At 65.3% G+C, this 18,541-nt stretch carries 20 protein-coding genes; 13 read left to right on the top strand and 7 right to left on the bottom strand.

What is annotated here, in order from left to right:
- Positions 1–5 precede the first annotated feature (5 nt).
- Entirely contained in the window at positions 6–656 is a 651-nt protein-coding gene (locus tag CH286_RS15870; protein ID WP_037153351.1) for a TetR/AcrR family transcriptional regulator, read from the bottom strand.
- 69 nt (positions 657–725) lie between these two features.
- On the opposite strand from CH286_RS15870, the gene CH286_RS15865 reads away from it, so the two are divergent.
- Genes CH286_RS15865 through CH286_RS15855 form a run of 3 tightly spaced genes read left to right on the top strand, consistent with a single transcriptional unit; the run spans position 726 to position 4,093 of the window.
- Positions 726–2,297 carry a flavin-containing monooxygenase gene (locus tag CH286_RS15865; RefSeq protein ID WP_032403041.1) on the top strand — a complete coding sequence of 524 codons (1,572 nt, stop codon included), beginning with the start codon at positions 726–728 and terminating at the stop codon, positions 2,295–2,297.
- Positions 2,294–3,127 carry an SDR family NAD(P)-dependent oxidoreductase gene (locus CH286_RS15860; protein ID WP_032403040.1) on the top strand — a complete coding sequence of 278 codons (834 nt, stop codon included), beginning with the start codon at positions 2,294–2,296 and terminating at the stop codon, positions 3,125–3,127. Before CH286_RS15865 ends, CH286_RS15860 begins: the two co-directional genes overlap by 4 nt.
- A gap of 12 nt (positions 3,128–3,139) precedes the next feature.
- Entirely contained in the window at positions 3,140–4,093 is a 954-nt protein-coding gene (locus CH286_RS15855) for an alpha/beta hydrolase (protein ID WP_094609689.1), read from the top strand.
- Here CH286_RS15855 and CH286_RS15850 read toward each other — a convergent pair.
- On the bottom strand, positions 4,049–4,936 hold the full coding sequence (locus CH286_RS15850) for a glycine betaine ABC transporter substrate-binding protein (protein ID WP_094609688.1): 888 nt from the start codon (positions 4,934–4,936) through the stop codon (positions 4,049–4,051). The genes CH286_RS15855 and CH286_RS15850 overlap by 45 nt on opposite strands.
- 206 nt (positions 4,937–5,142) lie before the next feature.
- On the opposite strand from CH286_RS15850, the gene CH286_RS15845 reads away from it, so the two are divergent.
- Genes CH286_RS15845 through CH286_RS15830 form a run of 4 tightly spaced genes read left to right on the top strand, consistent with a single transcriptional unit; the run spans position 5,143 to position 8,619 of the window.
- Entirely contained in the window at positions 5,143–6,117 is a 975-nt protein-coding gene (locus tag CH286_RS15845; protein WP_032403038.1) for an ABC transporter substrate-binding protein, read from the top strand.
- Entirely contained in the window at positions 6,117–7,268 is a 1,152-nt protein-coding gene (locus CH286_RS15840) for an ABC transporter ATP-binding protein (protein WP_037153363.1), read from the top strand. The genes CH286_RS15845 and CH286_RS15840 overlap by 1 nt, the downstream gene beginning before the upstream one ends.
- A complete protein-coding gene (locus tag CH286_RS15835; RefSeq protein WP_032403036.1) occupies positions 7,265–7,930 on the top strand; it encodes an ABC transporter permease in 666 nt (221 codons plus the stop codon). The genes CH286_RS15840 and CH286_RS15835 overlap by 4 nt, the downstream gene beginning before the upstream one ends.
- Complete coding sequence (locus CH286_RS15830; protein ID WP_032403035.1) at positions 7,927–8,619, top strand: ABC transporter permease; 693 nt, start codon at positions 7,927–7,929, stop codon at positions 8,617–8,619. The genes CH286_RS15835 and CH286_RS15830 overlap by 4 nt, the downstream gene beginning before the upstream one ends.
- A 106-nt stretch (positions 8,620–8,725) precedes the next feature.
- Here CH286_RS15830 and CH286_RS15825 read toward each other — a convergent pair whose 3' ends face one another.
- The 4 genes from CH286_RS15825 to CH286_RS15810 all read right to left on the bottom strand — a co-directional run bounded on the left by CH286_RS15825 (position 8,726) and on the right by CH286_RS15810 (position 11,936).
- A complete protein-coding gene (locus tag CH286_RS15825) occupies positions 8,726–9,931 on the bottom strand; it encodes an NAD(P)-dependent malic enzyme (RefSeq protein WP_170944760.1) in 1,206 nt (401 codons plus the stop codon).
- A gap of 267 nt (positions 9,932–10,198) precedes the next feature.
- Positions 10,199–10,492, bottom strand: coding sequence for a hypothetical protein (locus CH286_RS15820; RefSeq protein ID WP_052058643.1), 294 nt, complete (start codon positions 10,490–10,492; stop codon positions 10,199–10,201).
- Positions 10,489–11,103, bottom strand: coding sequence for a MarC family protein (locus CH286_RS15815; RefSeq protein WP_032375910.1), 615 nt, complete (start codon positions 11,101–11,103; stop codon positions 10,489–10,491). The genes CH286_RS15820 and CH286_RS15815 overlap by 4 nt, the downstream gene beginning before the upstream one ends.
- Entirely contained in the window at positions 11,100–11,936 is an 837-nt protein-coding gene (locus tag CH286_RS15810) for a PHP domain-containing protein (RefSeq protein ID WP_037153364.1), read from the bottom strand. The genes CH286_RS15815 and CH286_RS15810 overlap by 4 nt, the downstream gene beginning before the upstream one ends.
- A 57-nt stretch (positions 11,937–11,993) precedes the next feature.
- Here CH286_RS15810 and CH286_RS15805 point away from each other — a divergent pair, with 57 nt between their 5' ends.
- Both CH286_RS15805 and CH286_RS15800 read left to right on the top strand, forming a co-directional pair.
- On the top strand, positions 11,994–13,082 hold the full coding sequence (locus CH286_RS15805; protein WP_032375912.1) for a magnesium and cobalt transport protein CorA: 1,089 nt from the start codon (positions 11,994–11,996) through the stop codon (positions 13,080–13,082).
- 140 nt (positions 13,083–13,222) lie between these two features.
- Positions 13,223–14,191 (top strand): lipase, encoded by a 969-nt coding sequence (locus CH286_RS15800; protein ID WP_094609731.1) that lies wholly within the window; start codon positions 13,223–13,225, stop codon positions 14,189–14,191.
- Positions 14,192–14,196: 5 nt separating this feature from the next.
- On the opposite strand, the gene CH286_RS15795 is transcribed toward CH286_RS15800, so the two are convergent.
- A complete protein-coding gene (locus CH286_RS15795; RefSeq protein ID WP_094609730.1) occupies positions 14,197–14,781 on the bottom strand; it encodes a suppressor of fused domain protein in 585 nt (194 codons plus the stop codon).
- A gap of 104 nt (positions 14,782–14,885) precedes the next feature.
- On the opposite strand from CH286_RS15795, the gene CH286_RS15790 reads away from it, so the two are divergent.
- The 4 genes from CH286_RS15790 (at position 14,886) to CH286_RS15775 (ending at position 18,513) form a co-directional block, all read left to right on the top strand.
- Positions 14,886–15,602 (top strand): metallophosphoesterase family protein, encoded by a 717-nt coding sequence (locus CH286_RS15790; protein WP_032375944.1) that lies wholly within the window; start codon positions 14,886–14,888, stop codon positions 15,600–15,602.
- Positions 15,592–16,452: a hypothetical protein gene (locus CH286_RS15785; protein WP_032375913.1), complete on the top strand. Its 861-nt coding sequence runs from the start codon at positions 15,592–15,594 to the stop codon at positions 16,450–16,452. The genes CH286_RS15790 and CH286_RS15785 overlap by 11 nt, the downstream gene beginning before the upstream one ends.
- A 143-nt stretch (positions 16,453–16,595) precedes the next feature.
- Positions 16,596–18,032, top strand: coding sequence for an MFS transporter (locus CH286_RS15780; protein ID WP_094609687.1), 1,437 nt, complete (start codon positions 16,596–16,598; stop codon positions 18,030–18,032).
- Positions 18,033–18,225: 193 nt separating this feature from the next.
- Positions 18,226–18,513, top strand: coding sequence for a hypothetical protein (locus tag CH286_RS15775; protein ID WP_032403030.1), 288 nt, complete (start codon positions 18,226–18,228; stop codon positions 18,511–18,513).
- The last annotated feature ends 28 nt before the right edge of the window (positions 18,514–18,541 follow it).

Genomic DNA, 18,541 nt, shown 5'->3' with positions numbered 1-18,541 from the left:
GCTGGTCAGGCGTCCGCGTCGGAGTCGGCTCCCAGTAGTGCGGAGATCATGCTCGGCGCCAGGGCGACGGCAGGCAGGGCGTTGACATTGAGGTCGATGAGTTCGTCACGGCTGATGTGGGGATCCCGGAGCCAGGTGATGGTCGCTTCCTCCACGAAAGCGATCCAACCGCGGACGGCGAGGTCGATGGTGGGGGTCACGTCCATGTCGAGGCCGGCGAGTTGGACGAGAGTTCGCTCGGCCATGGTGGTGCGTGTCTGCTCGAACACCTCGCGCATCAGGGGGTCTCCGCTGGCGGTGCCGCGAAGCAGGGAGATGAAGGTGTCGCGCTTCTCGGTGACGTAGTCGACGTAGTTGGCGATGGAGTCGCGGAGAATCTCGAAAGGTTCGAGGTCTGGGTCGGGGGCTGTGCGCTCGATCATCGACCGGGAGGCCTCGCGAACTATTTCGAGGTGAAACTCCTGCTTGGACGAAAAATAGTGGAACAGTAGGCCTCGCGAGACACCTGCCTGGTCTGCGATGTCCTCGACGGAGATCTGCTCCAGAGGTCGGTCGGCGAGCATTTCGGTACCGAGCTCGATCAGCTGAGCTCGGCGTTGCTCGGGACTGAGCCTGGTCCTCTTCGTCGTCGCGCCGGGGCTGTTCACGAACGCCATGCAACCACCCTACTGAATATTAGTCAATAACTATTGACTCACACTCAATAAGCTTCTACGCTCCCCTACATGAGTCTTCCCGTAACAGACACTTCGGACCGTGCAACGTCGCCGCGTCACGTCGATACGCTGATCATCGGCAGCGGATTCGCCGGCCTCGGTGCGGCGATCAAGCTGACGAAGGCAGGCAAGAAGGACTTCGTCGTCATCGAACGAGGCCACGACGTCGGCGGCACGTGGCGCGACAACACCTACCCCGGTGCCGCCTGCGACGTGCCGTCGCACCTGTACTCGTACTCGTTCGCCCTGAATCCCGACTGGACCCGGTCGTTCTCCACGCAGCCCGAGATCCAGAAGTACATCGCCGGGGTGGCGCGCAAGTACGGCGTCATGGACAAGCACGTGTTCGGCACGGATGTGACCTCGGCTCGCTGGAACGCCGAGACCAACCGCTGGGACGTCGAGACCACCTCCGGCAACTACACCGCGAAGATCGTCGTCTCGGCCGTCGGCGCGCTGTGTGAGCCGAACCTGCCCGACATCAAGGGCATTCACGACTTCGAGGGCGACGTGTTCCACTCCGCCCAGTGGAACCACGACGTCTCCCTTGCCGGCAAGCGCGTCGCCGTCATCGGCACCGGCGCGTCGGCAATCCAGATCGTGCCCGCCATCGCGGGCCAGGTGAAGCACCTCGACGTGTACCAGCGCACCGCGCCCTGGATCCTCCCGCGCGCCGATCGCCCGTACACCAAGCTCGAACGCTTCGCCTTCAAGCACGTTCCCGGCTTCCAACGTCTCTCTCGCGCCGGCATCTACGCGATGCGTGAGACCCAGGTCGTCGGACTGGCCAAGGCTCCGGCCTTCATGAAGCCCCTGCAGTGGGCGTCGGAGAACCACCTGCGCACCCAGATCAAGGACAAGGCGTTGCGCGCCAAGGTGACGCCGAACTTCCGCATCGGCTGCAAGCGCATGCTGATCTCGAATGCGTACTACCCGGCTCTCGCCCAGAGCAACGTCGATCTCGTCACCGACGGCATCGCGGAGGTCCGCAAAGGATCCATCGTGACCAAGGACGGCACCGAGCGGCCGATCGACGCACTCGTCGTAGCCACCGGCTTCCACGTCACCGACTCCCCCGCGTACCAGGGCATCACCGGTAAGGACGGTCGCACGTTGGCCGAAACCTTCGACGACGGTGGCCAGCAGGGTTACAAGGGCGCAGCGGTGGCGAACTTCCCCAACATGTTCTTCCTGGTGGGGCCGAACACCGGCCTCGGACACACCTCGATGGTCTTCATGATCGAGTCGCAGATCAACTACCTGGTCGACGCGTTGAACACCATCGACAAGCACGACATCGGCACCATCGAGGTGCGCAAGGACGTGCAGGACGAGTACAACGTGACGCTGCAGGACCAGCTCTCCAAGAGCGTGTGGATGAACGGCGGGTGCGCCAGCTGGTACCTCGACAAGCACGGCAACAACACGACACTGTGGCCCGGCTTCACGTTCGAGTTCCGCAGAATGACCAAGCAGTTCGATCTGGATGCGTACCGTAGCGTCGCCAGCGCAGACCTCTCCTCCGGATCGTCGGCAGACACCGGCACCGGCAACAACACAGACAAGGTGGCCGCTCGATGAGCACATTCACAGGCAAGGTAGCCGTCGTCACCGGCGCGGGCTCGGGAATCGGCCGGGCATTGGCCCTCGAGCTGGCCGGGCGTGGAGCGAAACTGGCACTGTCCGACGTCGACACCGCCGGACTCGACGAGACGGTCCGACGAGTCGAGGCACTCGGCGCCGAGGTCAAGTCGGATTTCCTGGATGTTTCCCAGCGCGAGACCGTCCTCGATTACGCCGAGGCCGTCGTCGCGCACTTCGGCAAGGTCAACCAGATCTACAACAACGCAGGCATCGCGTACCACGGTGACGTCGACAAGTCCTCGTTCAAGGACATCGAGCGCATCGTCGACGTCGACTTCTGGGGAGTCGTCAACGGCACCAAGGCATTTCTGCCGCACATCCAGGCCTCCGGCGACGGCCACATCATCAATATCTCCAGCCTCTTCGGCCTGCTGGCGATCCCGTCGCAGTCCGCGTACAACGCAGCGAAGTTCGCCGTCCGTGGGTTCAGCGAGTCGCTACGGATGGAAATGCTGATCTCCAAGGCACCGGTGAAGGTGACCGTCGTCCACCCCGGCGGCATCAAGACTGCCATCGCGCGCAACGCCACCGTCGCCGAGAACTACGACCAGGCGGACTTCGCGAAGTTCTTCGACACCAAGCTCGCCAAGACCACCCCGCTCGACGCGGCCAAGACCATCCTCAAGGGTGTCGAGAAGGGCAAGGGGCGCGTGCTGATCGGCTCCGATGCGATCGCCCTCGATCTGCTGCAGCGCATCACCGGCTCGCGATACCAGGGCCTGATCGTCGCCGTCTCCAGGCGCGCGCTGCCGCGCACCAAGAAGTAGGCGGGTCGCGTCGTGAAAGCCTTCTACGTTCCCCTGCCGATCGTTGCGGCCGCACTGAAGCCGTTCTACCGACTCGCGCTGAATCCGCGGTTCTCGTTTCGCACCCAGCGGATGATCCTCGAAGCCGGGGCTCCGCTGCAGACGCTCCCGCACGGAACCGTCGCGCAGAAGTTGACGCTCGCCGGACGCCGCGCCGAGCGTGTCACCGTCGGTGCGACCGAACGCGACACCGCAATTCTGTATCTCCACGGCGGCGCGTACACGATCGGATCGATCAACACGCACCGCTCCTTGGCCGCGCACCTGGCCCGGGAATCGGCCAGTGCCGTCTACGTGCTCGACTACCGGCTGGCCCCGGAGAACCCGTACCCGGCCGGTCTGGACGACGCCGTGGCGGCATTCCGCGAGCTGGTTCGTGTCCACGGCCTCACCCCGGATCGCATTGCCATCGCAGGCGATTCGGCCGGCGGCGGTCTGACGGTCGCCACCGCCCGACGACTGGTGGACGACGGGACGAGCCCGGCTGCCCTCGGGTTGATCTCGCCGTGGGTCGATCCCGGTGCGCGCGACGCCCCGAAGGATCGCGATCTGGTGGTCAACACAGGCTGGTCGTACAGCTCGGCCGATGCGTATCTGGGCGCGGGCGATCCGCTCGATCAGGGCTTCGCACCACTTCTGGGAAACCTGGACGGCCTGCCCCCGATCGTCATGCACGTCGGCACCGACGAGGTCCTGTACGCACAGATCACCGCGTTCGCGGACAAGCTGCGCCTGTCCGGCGCAGAGCTCGAACACGTGGAGTACAAGAAGCTCTGGCACGTGGCTCATCTGCAGGCGTCGATCCTGCGTGAGGCGGCCGAGGCCGTCCAGCACATGGGCGCTTATCTGGGCCGCAAGGTCAGGGCCTCGACGAACGACGCCTCACAGATTGTGCTCACCGAGCCAGCGGCCAGCGACATCGCCTGACGCAACACCACCACGGACCTCGCCGATCATGTCGGCGAGGTCCGCTGTCGTCAGCTCCCCCGCCACCACCGAGAACGACCTCAGAGCACTCTCGCTCAGCACCCCGTTGCGGTAGAGCGGAACGACATTCTGCGCTGGATAGACGTGCTCGTCGTCGGGCAGTGTTGTGAGGTCTTTCGCCAGCGGGCCGAACGACGCGGTGCGAATTGCGAGAGCGTCCACAGCACCCGAATTCAGGTCGTCGACGGCGAACTCTGCGTCCGGGTACACCATGAACTCCGAGAATCCGGCCCCGGTGAAGCTCGGGCTGCCCACACCCTCTGTCCTCACGTCCATCGGATGTACCTCCCCCTCGACCGTCCCCACTGTCACATCTTCCCGACGCAGAAATTCGGCGACCGTCTCCCCGTCGTCCGACGCCGAGTCGGGAGCAACTGCAATCGCCAATCGATCCTCGGCCGTCGCGTAGTCCCCCACCGACAATCCGGCGGGCAGTGAGCGGTTCAGCTCGGTGAACACGTCCTCGGCCTCGGTTGCGCCTGCGAGCGTGTCGAAGGTGCGCAACAGGTCGCCGGTCAGGTCGGGAACCATGGACACCTCGCCGCGATCGAGGGCCGCGAGGTAGTCGGCCCGATCACCGAGGCCGTCCTTCACTTCGACGTCCACCCCCGTCGAGCGCAAACCACCGGCGTAGATCTGTGCGAGCAGGCGAGAGATGTCCGTGCTGCCGGATCCGACGACGATGGGCTCACCAGCAGGGTCGGCCGACTCGGCGGTACTGCAGCCGCCGAGGAGTCCGGCGATCGATACCACCACCGCCGTGGCCAGAACCGACGAACGCACTGTATTTTCTCCTGTTCACTGCCCGTGTGGTTTACCGATCCCGACCGCGGGGCACTAGTGCGAACGAGACGGTAGTCGAACCAACCTTATGGGCACGCTGATTTCGACTACCATCCCGAGCAGCCCGAGTCCTGGTTCTTCCGATGCCCCCAGGGGCCCATCGGCGGAGATGGGTAGGACTGTGCCCGAACCGATGGAAGGACACCATGACCACCTCCCGAATCACGCGTGCGTTCTCCGCTCCGAAGGCGGTGGCAGCTGTTGCCGCACTCGCTCTCTCGGTCACCGCCCTGACCGCCTGCGGCGGCAATTCGGATCCACTGTCCAGCGGTGGAGGCGAGACCAACAGCGACACGAACTCCATCATCATCGGCTCCGCCAACTTCCCCGAGTCGGAGACCGTGGCGAACATCTACGCCGAGGCACTGCGCGCCAACGGTTTCGAGGTGAGCACCAAGCTCAACATCGGCAGTCGCGAGGCCTACATCCCCGCAGTGCGTGACGGGTCGATCGACATGATTCCCGACTACACCGGCAACCTGCTGCAGTACTTGGACGAGTCCGCGACCGCTACGTCCTCCGAAGACGTGCTGGCGGCCCTGCCCGCCGCACTGGGCGACGACCTCACCGTGACGGCCCAGGCCCCCGGCGAGGACAAGGACGCCGTCGTCGTCACTCGTCAGACCGCCACCGAACGCAACCTCACCACCATCGGCGACCTCGCGCCGTTCTCCTCGGACGTGACCTTCGCCGGTACTCCCGAATTCCAGGAGCGCGTCGGCGGTCTGCCGGGTCTGCGCGACAAGTACGGCCTGGACATCTCGGCCGGCAACTACATCCCGATCTCGGACGGCGGCGGGCCTGCCACCGTTGAGGCTCTGGTCTCCGGACAGGTCGTTGCCGCGGATATCTTCACGACGTCGCCTGCGATCGCGCAGAACGATCTGGTGGTGCTCGAGGACCCGGAGAACAACTTCGCCGCCCAGAACATCATCCCCGTGCTGCGTACGGCCAAGCAGTCCGACAAGCTCACCCAGGTTCTCGACGCAGTGTCGGCGCAGATCACCACCGACGAGCTGATCGCGCTGAACACCTCGGTGTCCGGTGACGAGAAGGTCGAGCCGGCGGCAGCGGCAGCGGCGTGGGTCAAGGACAAGGGCCTGGACCAGCCGGTCAGCTGATGATCACCTTCGAGCACGTCAACAAGACGTATCAGGACGGCACCACGGCGGTCGATTCCTTGGACCTGGTGATCGAGCCACACTCGTTCACCGTGTTCGTGGGGCCGTCCGGCTGCGGCAAAACCACCTCGATGCGGATGATCAACCGCATGATCACCCCCACCTCGGGCGTGATCACGGTGGACGGTCGCAACATCGCCGACACCGATGCCGTGAAATTGCGCCGGGGCATCGGCTACGTCATCCAGAGTGCCGGGTTGCTTCCGCATCGCACCGTCGTCGACAACGTCGCCACGGTGCCCGTGCTCAACGGCGAATCTCGTCGCGCAGCACGGAAAGCTGCACTCGACGTCCTCGAGCGTGTCGGCCTGGACCCGGCGTTCGCCTCGCGCTACCCCGCGCAACTGTCCGGTGGGCAGCAACAGCGGGTGGGGGTGGCCCGTGCACTGGCCGCCGACCCGCCGATCCTGTTGATGGACGAGCCCTTCAGCGCGGTGGACCCGGTGGTTCGCGAGGAACTGCAGACCGAGATGCTGCGCCTACAGGCCGATCTGAAGAAGACGATCGTCTTCGTCACCCACGACATCGACGAAGCCGTCCGGCTCGGTGATCACATCGCGGTCTTCGGACCACAGGGCCGACTGCAGCAGTACGACAAGCCCGAGACCGTACTCGCTGCGCCTGCCACCCCGTTCGTGGCCGGTTTCGTCGGTCGCGACCGTGGTTACCGAGGCCTGTCGTTCCGGTCGGCGCAGTCGGTGACGATGCACCCGATCCACACGGCCGTGCAGGACGAGGTGAGCAGTCTTCGACTCGACCAGGGGCAGTGGGTACTGGTGGTCGACTCGCAGCGGCGTCCGCTCGGGTGGATCGATGCAAGCGGTGTCGAGAAGGTGCGCGACGGCCGAAGCATCGACGAGAGCACGGCGGCGGGCGGGTCGTTGTTCCTCGAGGGCGGAGATTTGCGTCAGGCACTCGACTCGGCGATCTCGTCGCCGTCGGGCATCGGGGTTGCGGTCGATTCGTCCGGGGCGGCAGTCGGCAGTGTCGACGGTGCGGAGATACTCGAAAACCTTGCTGCACAACGCAAGTCCGAGGACTCCGAGCGCAACCGGCACCACTTCCTCACGGCCGGGGACACAGACCAGTGACCTGGCTGTTCGACAATTTCGATGTCGTTCTCGGCTACACGAAGACACACCTGTACCTCTCGCTCGTCCCGCTGTTCGTCGGACTGCTGATCGCCATCCCGCTGGGCACCGTCATTCGCAACACCCGCTGGGTTCGTCGTATCACGTTGACGGTGGCCAGTATTGCGTTCACCCTTCCGTCGCTGGCCCTGTTCGTCACCATCCCGGCCGTGGTCGGTCTGCCCGTTCTCGATCCGCTGAACGTCGTGATCGCTCTGGCCGTCTACTCGACGGCGCTGCTGGTGCGCGCGGTTCCCGAGGCACTCGACTCGGTACCGTTCGCCGTCGTCGATTCCGCCGAGGCGATGGGCTACTCGACACTGCGCCGAGCAGTGACCGTCGAACTGCCACTGGCACTTCCGGTACTCATCGCCAACATCAGGGTCGTCGCGGTCACGAACATCTCACTGGTCTCGGTGGGCTCGGTGATCGGTATCGGCGGCCTCGGTCAGCTGTTCACGCAGGGCTACCAGCGTGACTACCCCGACCAGATATTCGCGGGCATCATTTCGATCGTGTTCCTGGCGTTGGTGTTCGACGCGGCCCTGTTCCTACTGGGTCGTCGGCTCACCCCGTGGACGCGCCTCGGCACGGGCTCGTCGAAGAAGAAGGCACGCGCATGAATCTGTTCTCGGAGGCGTTCTCGTACATCCTCGACGGCGGAAACTGGTCGGGGCCAACGGGAATCGGCGCACGGCTGATCGAACACATGTGGTACAGCTTGCTGGCGGTGTTGCTCTCAGCAGTGATCGCCGTACCCATCGGCCTGTTGATCGGTCATCTACGACGCGGTGAGGCGGTGATCGTCGGCCTCGTCAACGCACTGCGTTCGCTGCCCACCCTCGGCATCCTGGTGTTCCTGGTTCTGGTGATCGGGTTGGGGCTGGTGCCGCCGATCATCGCGCTCGTGCTGCTCGGTATCCCGCCGCTGCTGGCCGGGACGTACTCCGGTATCGCCAACGTCGACGCGAACGTGGTGGACGCCGCCCGGGCGATGGGCATGACGGAAACCCAAGTCCTGCTTCGGGTCGAGATTCCGAATGCGCTCCCCCTGATCCTCGGCGGACTCCGCAACACCACTCTCCAGATCATCGCCACCGCAACGATCGCGGCCTACGTCAACCTCGGCGGGCTCGGCCGCTACATCTTCGACGGCCTGGCGCTGTACGACTACCAGCGGGTTCTGGTCGGCGCGATCCTGGTGGCCGTGCTGACCCTCGTCGTCGACGGACTGCTCGCTCTCGCAGTGTGGACATCCGTTCCGGGAACCGGACGGCTGCGCCGGATGCCGACCGGACTGGCGAAGGTCTGAATCGACTCGAACCGAAAGCCGCTCGACGAAGGCGTCTTCGAACGAAAGACACCGGCGAACCACTGGCCCTGGTAGGGCTGGGTTCGCCGGTGTTTCTTCCGTTTTCCTACGCGACGCCCTCGGCTCGCGCTGCTGCCGCAACTGCGTCCGCAACGGCCGGGGCGACACGAGGATCGAGTGGGCTGGGCACGATCTTGTCCGCAGCCAACTCGTCGCCGAGAACCGAGAGGATTGCCTCGGCAGCGGCGAGCTTCATGCCTTCGGTGATACGGCGAGCGCCCGCGTCGAGCGCACCCTTGAACACACCGGGGAAGGCGAGAACATTGTTGATCTGGTTCGGGAAGTCGCTGCGTCCGGTCGCGACGATGGCGGCGTACTTTCTCGCCACCTCCGGGTGGATCTCCGGGTCCGGATTGGACAAGGCGAACACGATGGACTCCGGGGCCATCGAGGCGATGCAGCCCTCGTCGACCTTGCCTGCGGACAGACCGAGGAACACATCTGCTCCGGCCAATGCCTCGGCCACTCCGCCGGACAGTGCACGCGGGTTGGTGCGCGCAGCGAGATCGGTCTTGACGCTGGTGAGGTCGTGGCGATCGGAGGAGACGATCCCCTTGGAGTCGAGCACCACCACGTCCGGGATGCCGGCCAGCAGGAGCATGTTGGTGCACGCGACGCCCGCTGCGCCGGCTCCGGAGACGACGACCTTCAGTTCGGACGTGTTGCGGCCCTGAACCTTCGCTGCCCCGTTGAGCGCAGCGAGGACGACGATGGCGGTGCCGTGCTGGTCGTCGTGCATCACCGGGCACTCGAGCGCCTCGATCACCCGGCGTTCGATCTCGAAGCAGCGCGGGGCCGAGATGTCTTCGAGGTTGACGGCACCGAAGCTGTGCCGCATCCGCACGATGGTCTCGACGATCTCGTCGACGTCGTTGGTGTCGAGGACGATCGGGATGGAGTCGAGACCGGCGAACTTCTTGAACAGTGCGGCCTTGCCCTCCATCACCGGCAACGACGCCCGTGGGCCGATGTCGCCCAGGCCGAGCACTGCAGAGCCGTCGGAGATGACGGCGACGAGGCGATCGGTCCAGGTGTAGCGCTTGGCGAGCGCCGGGTCGGCCGCGATGGCGCGGCTGACCTGGGCCACTCCAGGGGTGTAGGCGATGGACAGATCGCGCTGGGTCTCGAGCGGCGCCGCCAACTCGACCGACAGCTTTCCGCCGAGATGCCCGGCGAAGATCTCCTCGTCGGTGATCGCGGCCGGCACTGCCGGTGCCGAGTTCGGTGCTGTGGTGTCTTCGACTGCCGTCACGGTGAAAGCTCCTCGCACTGTCGACCTCGACCAGCAAGGCGACGCATGTCAACGAAGTGAGTGGTTCTGGGAATGGAGAGCGCTCGGAGTGCGCCAGTGCTGGCTGCAAACTGCCGAAAGCGTGTCTCGCAGGTGCGGCGGGTGTGCCGACACGATCAGCGATGGGCTGTAGCCCTATCGGTGGGCTCAGTGTGCCACACCGCTCGGCCACCTGACCACAGAGTCAGGAGCGAACCCCGTCTGCTGTCCTCATTGCCACCCCTGTCGTCATTGCCACCACTGTGTCCACAGCACCAGGCCGGTGACGACGAAGACGACGAGTGCACCGACGAACGCGGAGAACCCGCGCCGATGATCCGCGATGCGTTGGGCGACGACGGCCACCACGGCGGCAGCGATGTGTGCAGCGACGGACAGACCCCCTGGCCCGGGGAATCCGCGGGAGTGTCCGAGATATTGAGTGACGGCGACACCGATCGCGAGCACCACCAGACCCGCGGTGACGACACCGCTGAACCCCCGCAGGAAGCGGAGCCCCGCTCCCGCCCTGGCCCCGGTCATCCGCCGGCCACGAATCCGCGAACCGAATCCGCGATCAACTGCACCGCAATGGCGGCGAGCAACAAACCTGCGATACGCGCCAGCAGCGAGATGCCACCTTCACCGAGAAGACGGATCAGTACGGTCGAGAATCGTAAGATCAAGAAGAACAGCACGTGAATAGTGATGATGCCCAACGCAATTGCCAGTAACGAGCCCGCGTCACCGTCGGCCTGGCTGACGTAGACGATCACCGCGGCGATGGCACCGGGACCTGCCATCAGCGGAGTCCCGAGCGGCACGAGGGCGACGTTGACGTCCTCCGCCGCGGAGTCGCCGCCCGCACCCTTGCCGGTGAGCAACGACAGGGCGATGAGCAGGAGCAGCAAACCGCCCGCGCCCTGCAGTGCCGGGATGCCGATGTGCAGGTAGCTCAGAATCGCCTGACCGCCGATGGCGAACACCGAGATGACGGTCAGCGAGACGGCGGGTGCCTGCCATGCGGCCTTGTTGCGAGCTTCCTTGCTCTTGCGGCCCACCAGGGACAGGAACACCGGGATAGCGCCCGGCGGGTCCATAATGACGAACAGGGTGATGAGCACGGTCAGGTAGAGCGTCACATCGAAGGTCATGAGCGAGCCGCCGCAACTATTCGGTCGTATTGGTCCGGGGCAGTGGTGTATTCGCCGAGTTGCACCGTCTTGTTGGTCCCGTGGTAATCCGAGGACCCCGTGACGATCAGGTCCAGTTCGGCGGCGAGATCGGCCATCACCACAGTGTCCTCGGGCGAATGATCCATGTGATGGACCTCTACTCCGCCGAGCCCCAACGGCGTCAGTTCTCGAATGTGGTCCAGGTCGAGGATGCGTCCGCGCGCGCGGGCCCGAGCATGCGCGAGCACACTCACCCCGCCTGCTGCTGCGATCATCTGTACCGCAGCCTCGAGTGGAGTGTCCACCTTCTCCACGTAGTACTTGCCGCTGGTCGCCAACGGACCGGCGAACGCGGCGTTCATGTCCGGAACGTATCCGGCGTCGATCAGCGCGCGGCCGAGATGGGGACGTCCGGCTGCGGCACCGGCCGAGGCCAACACCGCGTCGGGATCGATCGGCAGACCGTCGGCCGCCATGTTCTCGGCGATGGCTCGCAACCTCGTCACCCGTTCGCCGCGCAGACGCGCTCGCTCGGCCGCGAACGCCTCGTTCTCGGGGTCGAAGAGGTACGCGAGCAGGTGCACGGGAACCGGTTCGCCGTCCTCACCGCGTCCGGTGCACGAGAGTTCCATACCGCGCACGAGCGTCAGACCGGGAGGAACGGCCGCGGCCGCTTCGTCCCAGCCCGACGTGGTGTCGTGGTCTGTCAGCGCCACCACCGACAGTCCCGCCGCCGACGCCGCCTGGACCAGCTCGGCCGGGCTGTCGGTACCGTCGGACGCCGTCGAGTGGGTATGAAGATCGATGAGCACCTCGACAGTGTTCCAGGCTCTCCGTCTCGTCGTTTTGCTGGCGTACGATTGCCCGCCATGCCGTCCCTTCCACCTCGACCGTCGCTACCGTCGCTGCATCGACGAGGACCCAAGGCCGCACACGATCCGGGCCCGAGAATTCCGGTGCCCACGGCCCGCGCGATCGTCGACTGCGCGGTGTACGTCGACGGCTCCCGATTGCCCGGCAGATTCACCCACACCTCGGCCATTGCGGAGGTCCGTGCGCGCGGCGAGGGGTTCGTGTGGGTCGGCCTCCATGCGCCCGACGACCATCAGATGAACGCGATCGCGCAGTGCTACGGACTGCACGAATTGATGGTCGAGGACACCGTGCACGCACACCAGCGACCGAAACTCGAACGCTACGACGACGTTGCATTCCTGGTGCTGCGCACGGTGAAGTACGTCGAGCACGAGTCGGTCACCACCGCCAACGAGATCGTCGAGAGCGGCGAGATCATGGTGATGGTCGGCAGCGACTTCGTCATCACCGTCCGGCACGGTGAGCATTCGGGGTTGGCCGGCGTCCGGCAGCGCCTCGAAGCGAACCCGGAACAGCTCGCACTCGGGCCGTCCGCGGTGCTGCACGCTGTGGCCGACCACGTCGTCGACGAGTATCTGGCGGTGACCGAGTCGATCGAGCGAGACGTCGACGGTATGGAAGAGGAGGTGTTCTCCCCGCACCACCACGTGCCCATCGAGAACATCTACCTGCTCAAGCGGGAGGTCGTCGAGCTGCGCCGATCGGTGACGCCGCTGTCGACGCCGTTGGCTCGTCTGGTGCAGGAACCGAGCGTGCCGAAGGCCGTGCGACGGTATCTACGAGACGTCCAGGACCACCACACCACCGTTGCCGAGCGGATCTCCGAGTACGACGAGGTACTCAGTTCGCTGGTCGACGCCGCATTGGCCCGGGTGACGATGCAGCAGAACCTGGACATGCGCAAGATTTCGGCGTGGGTGGCGATCGCGGCAGTGCCAACGATGGTCGCGGGCATCTACGGGATGAACTTCGACAACATGCCCGAGCTGCACTGGACCTACGGCTACCACCTGATCGCCGGGATCGTCGCCTGCGTCTGCATCGGATTGTGGCGCACGTTCCACAAGAACGACTGGCTCTAGCAGCCACGCTCGACGTTGGACGTCGTCCAACGTCGAGCGCCGGTTGTTGGTGATTGCCCCGAACGCCGCCGGGTGACGAACCCACCTGTCCTCGCCGGATGAGACTGCAGAAGCCCTGCATTGTCATTCGGAAGGGATCGATGAGAATCCGCACGCTGGTATCGGCCGTCGCCGTCGCCGTGATCTGTTCGTCCGCACCGGGGGCCGCGTCGGCTCAGCCGGTCAACGCCGATCCCGCCGGTCCGCCGCTGACCGTCGCGCAGGCCGATCTCGACAAGGCACTCACGTGCACCACGGATGTGCACGAGGCCACCCGCGATCCGGTTCTGCTCACCCCCGCTTTCGCCACCGATCAGCAATCGTTCGGTTGGAACTATCTGCAGTCACTGCCCGCCGCAGGGATACCGGTGTGCAGCCTCTCGCTGCCGGACGAAGGGTACGGAGACCTACAGGTCGCCGCCCAGTACGTGGTGCACGCGGTTCGGACGATGGCAGCCGACAGCGGTCGCCAGGTCGTCCTGATGGGTCACCAGCACGGCCCGCTCGACGAGCTGTGGGCGTTGACGTTCTGGCCGGACCTGCCTGCCCTGGTGTCGGATTTCATCTCCCTCGCCACCCCGTACAACGGCACCGACTCGGCCCGCTCGGGGTGCGACGACTCGCAGGAGTGCCCGCCGGCGAACTGGCAGATCGCCACCGGATCGAAGTTCCTCACCGCGCTGGCGGCCCGTCCGCTGCCCGTCGGACCCAGCTACACCTCGATCTTCACGCGCTTCGACGAGCTCATCTATCCGCAACCGCACGCCAGCACTCTCGCTGGAGCCGCGAACATCGCCGTCCAGGACATCTGTCCGCTGCGGCCCGTCGAACACTTCAACATCATCGGCGACAACGTCGCCTTTCATCTCGTCCTCGACGCGCTCGAACACGACGGACCTGCTGTGCGCGAGCGCATCTCGGACAATCTGTGTTTCACCACCGCGATGCCGAACCTGCGCTACGACGCGCGTGCGGCGATCACCGGACTGAAGTATCTGGCTCAGGTACCTCGGCACCTGTTCGACGATTCCGTCACCGCCGAACCGGAATTGGCGTCCTACGCGCGGTGACTTCGTCAGAGGCTGGCGGCAGACCGGTTGGGATCGCGGACGTCGATTCCCGCCTCGGCCCAGGCCTCACGCAGCGCATCGGCTCCGCGCAACCGCACCCAGGCTGCCTCGGTGCCGGTGATAGGGACGGCGGCCAGAAAGCGAACCGGATCGTAGGGCTCGGGCAATGTCAGGTCTGCGATGTCGCTCGCCCCGAGCAGCACAGCGGTGAACGGCGCGTTGGTCCACAGCGGCTCACTCAGATCGAGCAGCGCGTCCTCGACGAGTACGACGCCCTCCACCGCGGGTGACGCAGCAAGGATGGCCAGGCTCTTGTGCACGCCCGAGGCCACGCCTGCGCCGCCTCGGAGAGTCAGCACCAGTTCGGCTCGGGGGCCACGCGAGGGATCTGCGACGAGTTCGTTGGGATCGGCCATGGGGTGCCGGGAACAGCCGAGACTGACGTACCGGACCACGTCGGAGTCCGCGCCGAATCTCAGGACGTCCAGCGGCTCGAGGCCGAGGAACGTCACCGACGCCGACGAAGGATTCTCGTCGCCGATCTCGGTCAGCAGATGTGCGCGTACCGCTGCAATGACACTGTCACTCACGTGACCCATCCAACACTGTCGCTCACCTGACCCATCCAACACCACCGATGCCCGAGAAGTCCGTTCGGAGGTGCCACGCAGCGGAGGTGGGTACCGTCGTACCCGTGGTCTCCGTTCTCGCAGTGTCCGACGAAACGATCGAATCCCTGTGGAGTCCGCAGGTGAAGTCGCTCGGAGTCGACTTGATTCTCGGCGCAGGCGACCTTCCGTTCGACTACCTCGAATACCTCACCGATGCCTTGAACGCGCCGTGCGTATTCGTTCCCGGCAACCACGACGCGGACCTCACCGGCTACTCGGCCGGACGTGCGGGATGGATGCGCGCCGGGCTCCCCACCACCTGGCCCGGACCCGTCGGAGCCGTCAACGTCGATCGCCGAATCGTCTCCGCGGCGGGCCTGCGGATCGCCGGTCTCGGCGGGTCCATCCGCTACAACGGTGGGCCCAACCAGTGGACCCAGCGGCAGCAACGTCGACGCTCACGCACCCTGACTCGGACGTTCGCGTGGCATCGCAACGTCCGCAAAGACCTTCGGCCCCTGGACATTCTGCTGACCCACAGTCCGCCGCTCGGCGTCGGAGACGACACCGACCCCGCACACATCGGTTTCGACTGCCTCGACGAGGTGACGCGAAGACTCGCCCCACAGTTGTTGTTGCACGGCCATATTCATCCGCACGGCGCAACGCCGGAGGATCTGACCCTGCACGGCGCAGCGGTGATCAACACCGTCGGGTACACCCTGCTCGAGATCGAACCGGGCGGACAGAGAACCGAATTCGAGGCACCGAGGATCGTGAGGCGCAGGCATGGCACGTGACACCGGATTTCCGGCCGCCGATGCGGAGAACGACTTCACCCGCCAGCGCCGACGCGCCGACGTCGCCCGTCTGGTCGGATGGCTCCGGCGTCAACCCGACGACGTCAACACCATCCTGCCGTTCGACGAGGTGGTCGCCGCGCTCGGCAAGGTAGGCGAGCGTCACCTCGGACTGCAGGTCATTCGCGTCGAGACCATCGTCGGAAGCGTCGACCGCACTCGCGATTTCGACCGCTTCTTCCGCCCGACGTCGGCGCGCATTCGTGAACGCTGGCAGCGACTTGCAGCCGCTCAACGCCGCGGCGAGGCGATGCCCCCGATCCAGGTGTACCGCATCGGCGGCATGCACTTCGTCGTAGACGGCCATCATCGAGTGTCCATCGCGTTCGCCATGCACCGAACGTCGATCGACGCCGTCGTCACCGAGATCATCACGCGCATCTCCCCCGAGGGCATCACCCGACGCGGCGACCTGCTGATCAAGGATCACCGGCGCATCTTCCTCAGTCGTGTCCCGTTGGTGGGCAAGGCCCGCGAGGCCGTCCAGGTGACCGATCCGTTCGACTACGCCCAACTCAGCGAGTCGGTGGAGGCGTGGGGCTTCCGGTTGATGCAGGAGGTCGGTGAATTCGTCGACCGCGGTACCGTCGCGCGGCGTTGGTTCGGTGAGGAGTACCTGCCGGTGGTGCGCATGGTGCGCGCGGCCGAGATCCTCGAGGATCGCACCGACGCGGAGGCGTACCTCTGGATGAGCCGGGAGCGTTACCGCCTGGTGCGCGAACACGTCTGGAACGACGAGATCGTCAGCGAACTCCGGCAGAAAGCGCTGGGCAAACCCACCCGGCCGTAGTACTGCCCGCGTCGATGCTCGGCCGTCGTGGCAGCCCCGGCTCACTTCCCTGGTGCACCGATCTCTGATAGTTACTTAGATGCGTTCATCATTTTAATTTTTTGTTCCACCGCATAGTCGATAGGTAACGAGGTAGTTCTTTCATGTCCACCCGCCGCATACTGCTGCCCGGACTCTGTTTCATCGTCATGACCCTCGCCGTTCTGCAGACGATGGTGGTCCCCATCGTGCTGACCATCGGCACCCAACTCGGGGTCAGCACCACCGCCGCCGGATGGGTACTGACGGCCAATCTCCTCGCGGCGGTGATCGCCACCCCGGTCATCGGTAGGCTCGCCGACCTGCACGGTAAGCGTCCGGTGCTGATCGGTGTGCTCACCGTCGTCCTCGCCGGATCTCTGCTCGCGGCCCTGACTCACTCGTTGCTGTGGCTGATCGTCGGCCGGGTCCTGCAGGGCGTGTCCTACGCACTGTTCCCCATCGCGCTTGCCGTCCTTCGTGACGAGATGCCTCCTCGTAAGCTCGTGGGCTCGATGGCCGTCCTGTCCGGCACACTCGGCGTCGGCGGCGGGTTCGGACTGGTGTTGACCGGGCTGCTGACGGCCAACGGTGCCGACTACCACCGCGTGTTCTGGCTCACTGTTGCGTTCGTGGTGCTCGCCCTCGCGATCGCCTGGTTCGGTGTACCGGCACGTCCGAGAACCAGTGGCGGCACCGTCGACTGGTGGGGAGCTGCACTGCTCGCGGTGACTCTGCTTCTGCTGTTCCTCGCCCTGACCCAGGGCCGCACCTGGGGGTGGGGTTCGGTTGCCACCATCGGCTGCGCGGTTGTCGGTGTAGTCGCGGGGGCCATCTGGTGGAAGTTCGAGAAGCGCACCGACGAACCACTCGTCGCACCGCGCATGCTCACCCACGGCCCGTTGCTCGCCACCAACGTCGCCACCCTGTTCGTCGGAATCGGGATGTTCGTCAATTTCCTCGCCTGCTCGTACTTCGTGCAGACGCCACGAGCCGTGGCCGGGTACGGCTTCACCGCGAATGTTCTCCAGGCGAGCGTCGTCTATCTGCTGCCCGGCGCGGCCGTCGGAGTGGTCGCAGCCGTCGTCAGTGGCCGCCTCATCCGCTCGTTCGGGCCGCGCCGAGTACTGATCGCAGGAGCCGTGATCGGGTTGTTCGGATTCGTCTTCGTCGCACTCGCCCACGATCACACCTGGCAGCTGATCACCGCAGGCATCGTCATCAACATGTTCGTCAGTCTTGCGTTCGCTGCCCTGCCGAACCTGCTCATGGCCGAGGTCAGCGCAGCGGACACCGGGGTGGCGAACAGCGTCAATTCGATCGTCCGGACAGTCGGTACCTCGATTGCCAGCGCCACGCTGTCCACCGTCCTGGCCATGTTCACCATCGACGGAACAGCCGTTGCCCGCGAGAGCGTATACACCGCAGCCTTTGTCGCAGGCGCGGTGGCCTGCCTTGTCGTCGTACTCGCTGCCCTGGCCATCAGGAGCACCCCCGCCGCAGGGGAATCGGTGCGAGTGGCCGAGTCCGAGCCGACCACCACGTCGAACATGCCGGTATGACGCACTGCCGACCGCCTCACAGCGACCTGACAGGTGACACCCTCCTCCGACCAGGACATGGACCGTCCAACCGCTGGTCGAGGCCCCTGGCAGGAAACTCGTAATCTACTGGGAGTCAACGAATCTGCCTTTCCGGCGACCTCATGCGTACCTAGTGTCGTGGAGGTACGAACACCGACGAGAGGCACACCGAATGAACACCAAGAAGATTCTCACCCGCGCAGCAGTCACCGGAGCATTGGTGGCCATCCCCCTGGTGGCAGTCACCGGCACCGCGTCGGCCGATCCTCTGTGGTCCGACCGCGACGATCGTGACCACAGCGCGCCGCAGTATCAGCAGAACCAGCAGCCCGATCAGTTCCGCCTGCCCGAACTGTTCCCACAGGCACCGGCACCGCAGCTACAGAACCCGGCACCGAACGTGGTGCCGTTCGACTTCTTCCAGGGGTACCAGTTACCGACCACCGGTTCGGCGTTCTGAGTGCTGCGCAGTGGTGTGGTCGAGTGCC

This window comes from Rhodococcus sp. WWJCD1 (genome assembly GCF_002258735.1).
Taxonomy (GTDB): Bacteria; Actinomycetota; Actinomycetes; order Mycobacteriales; family Mycobacteriaceae; genus Rhodococcoides.
This window is presented reverse-complemented; position numbering and strand designations above follow the sequence as displayed.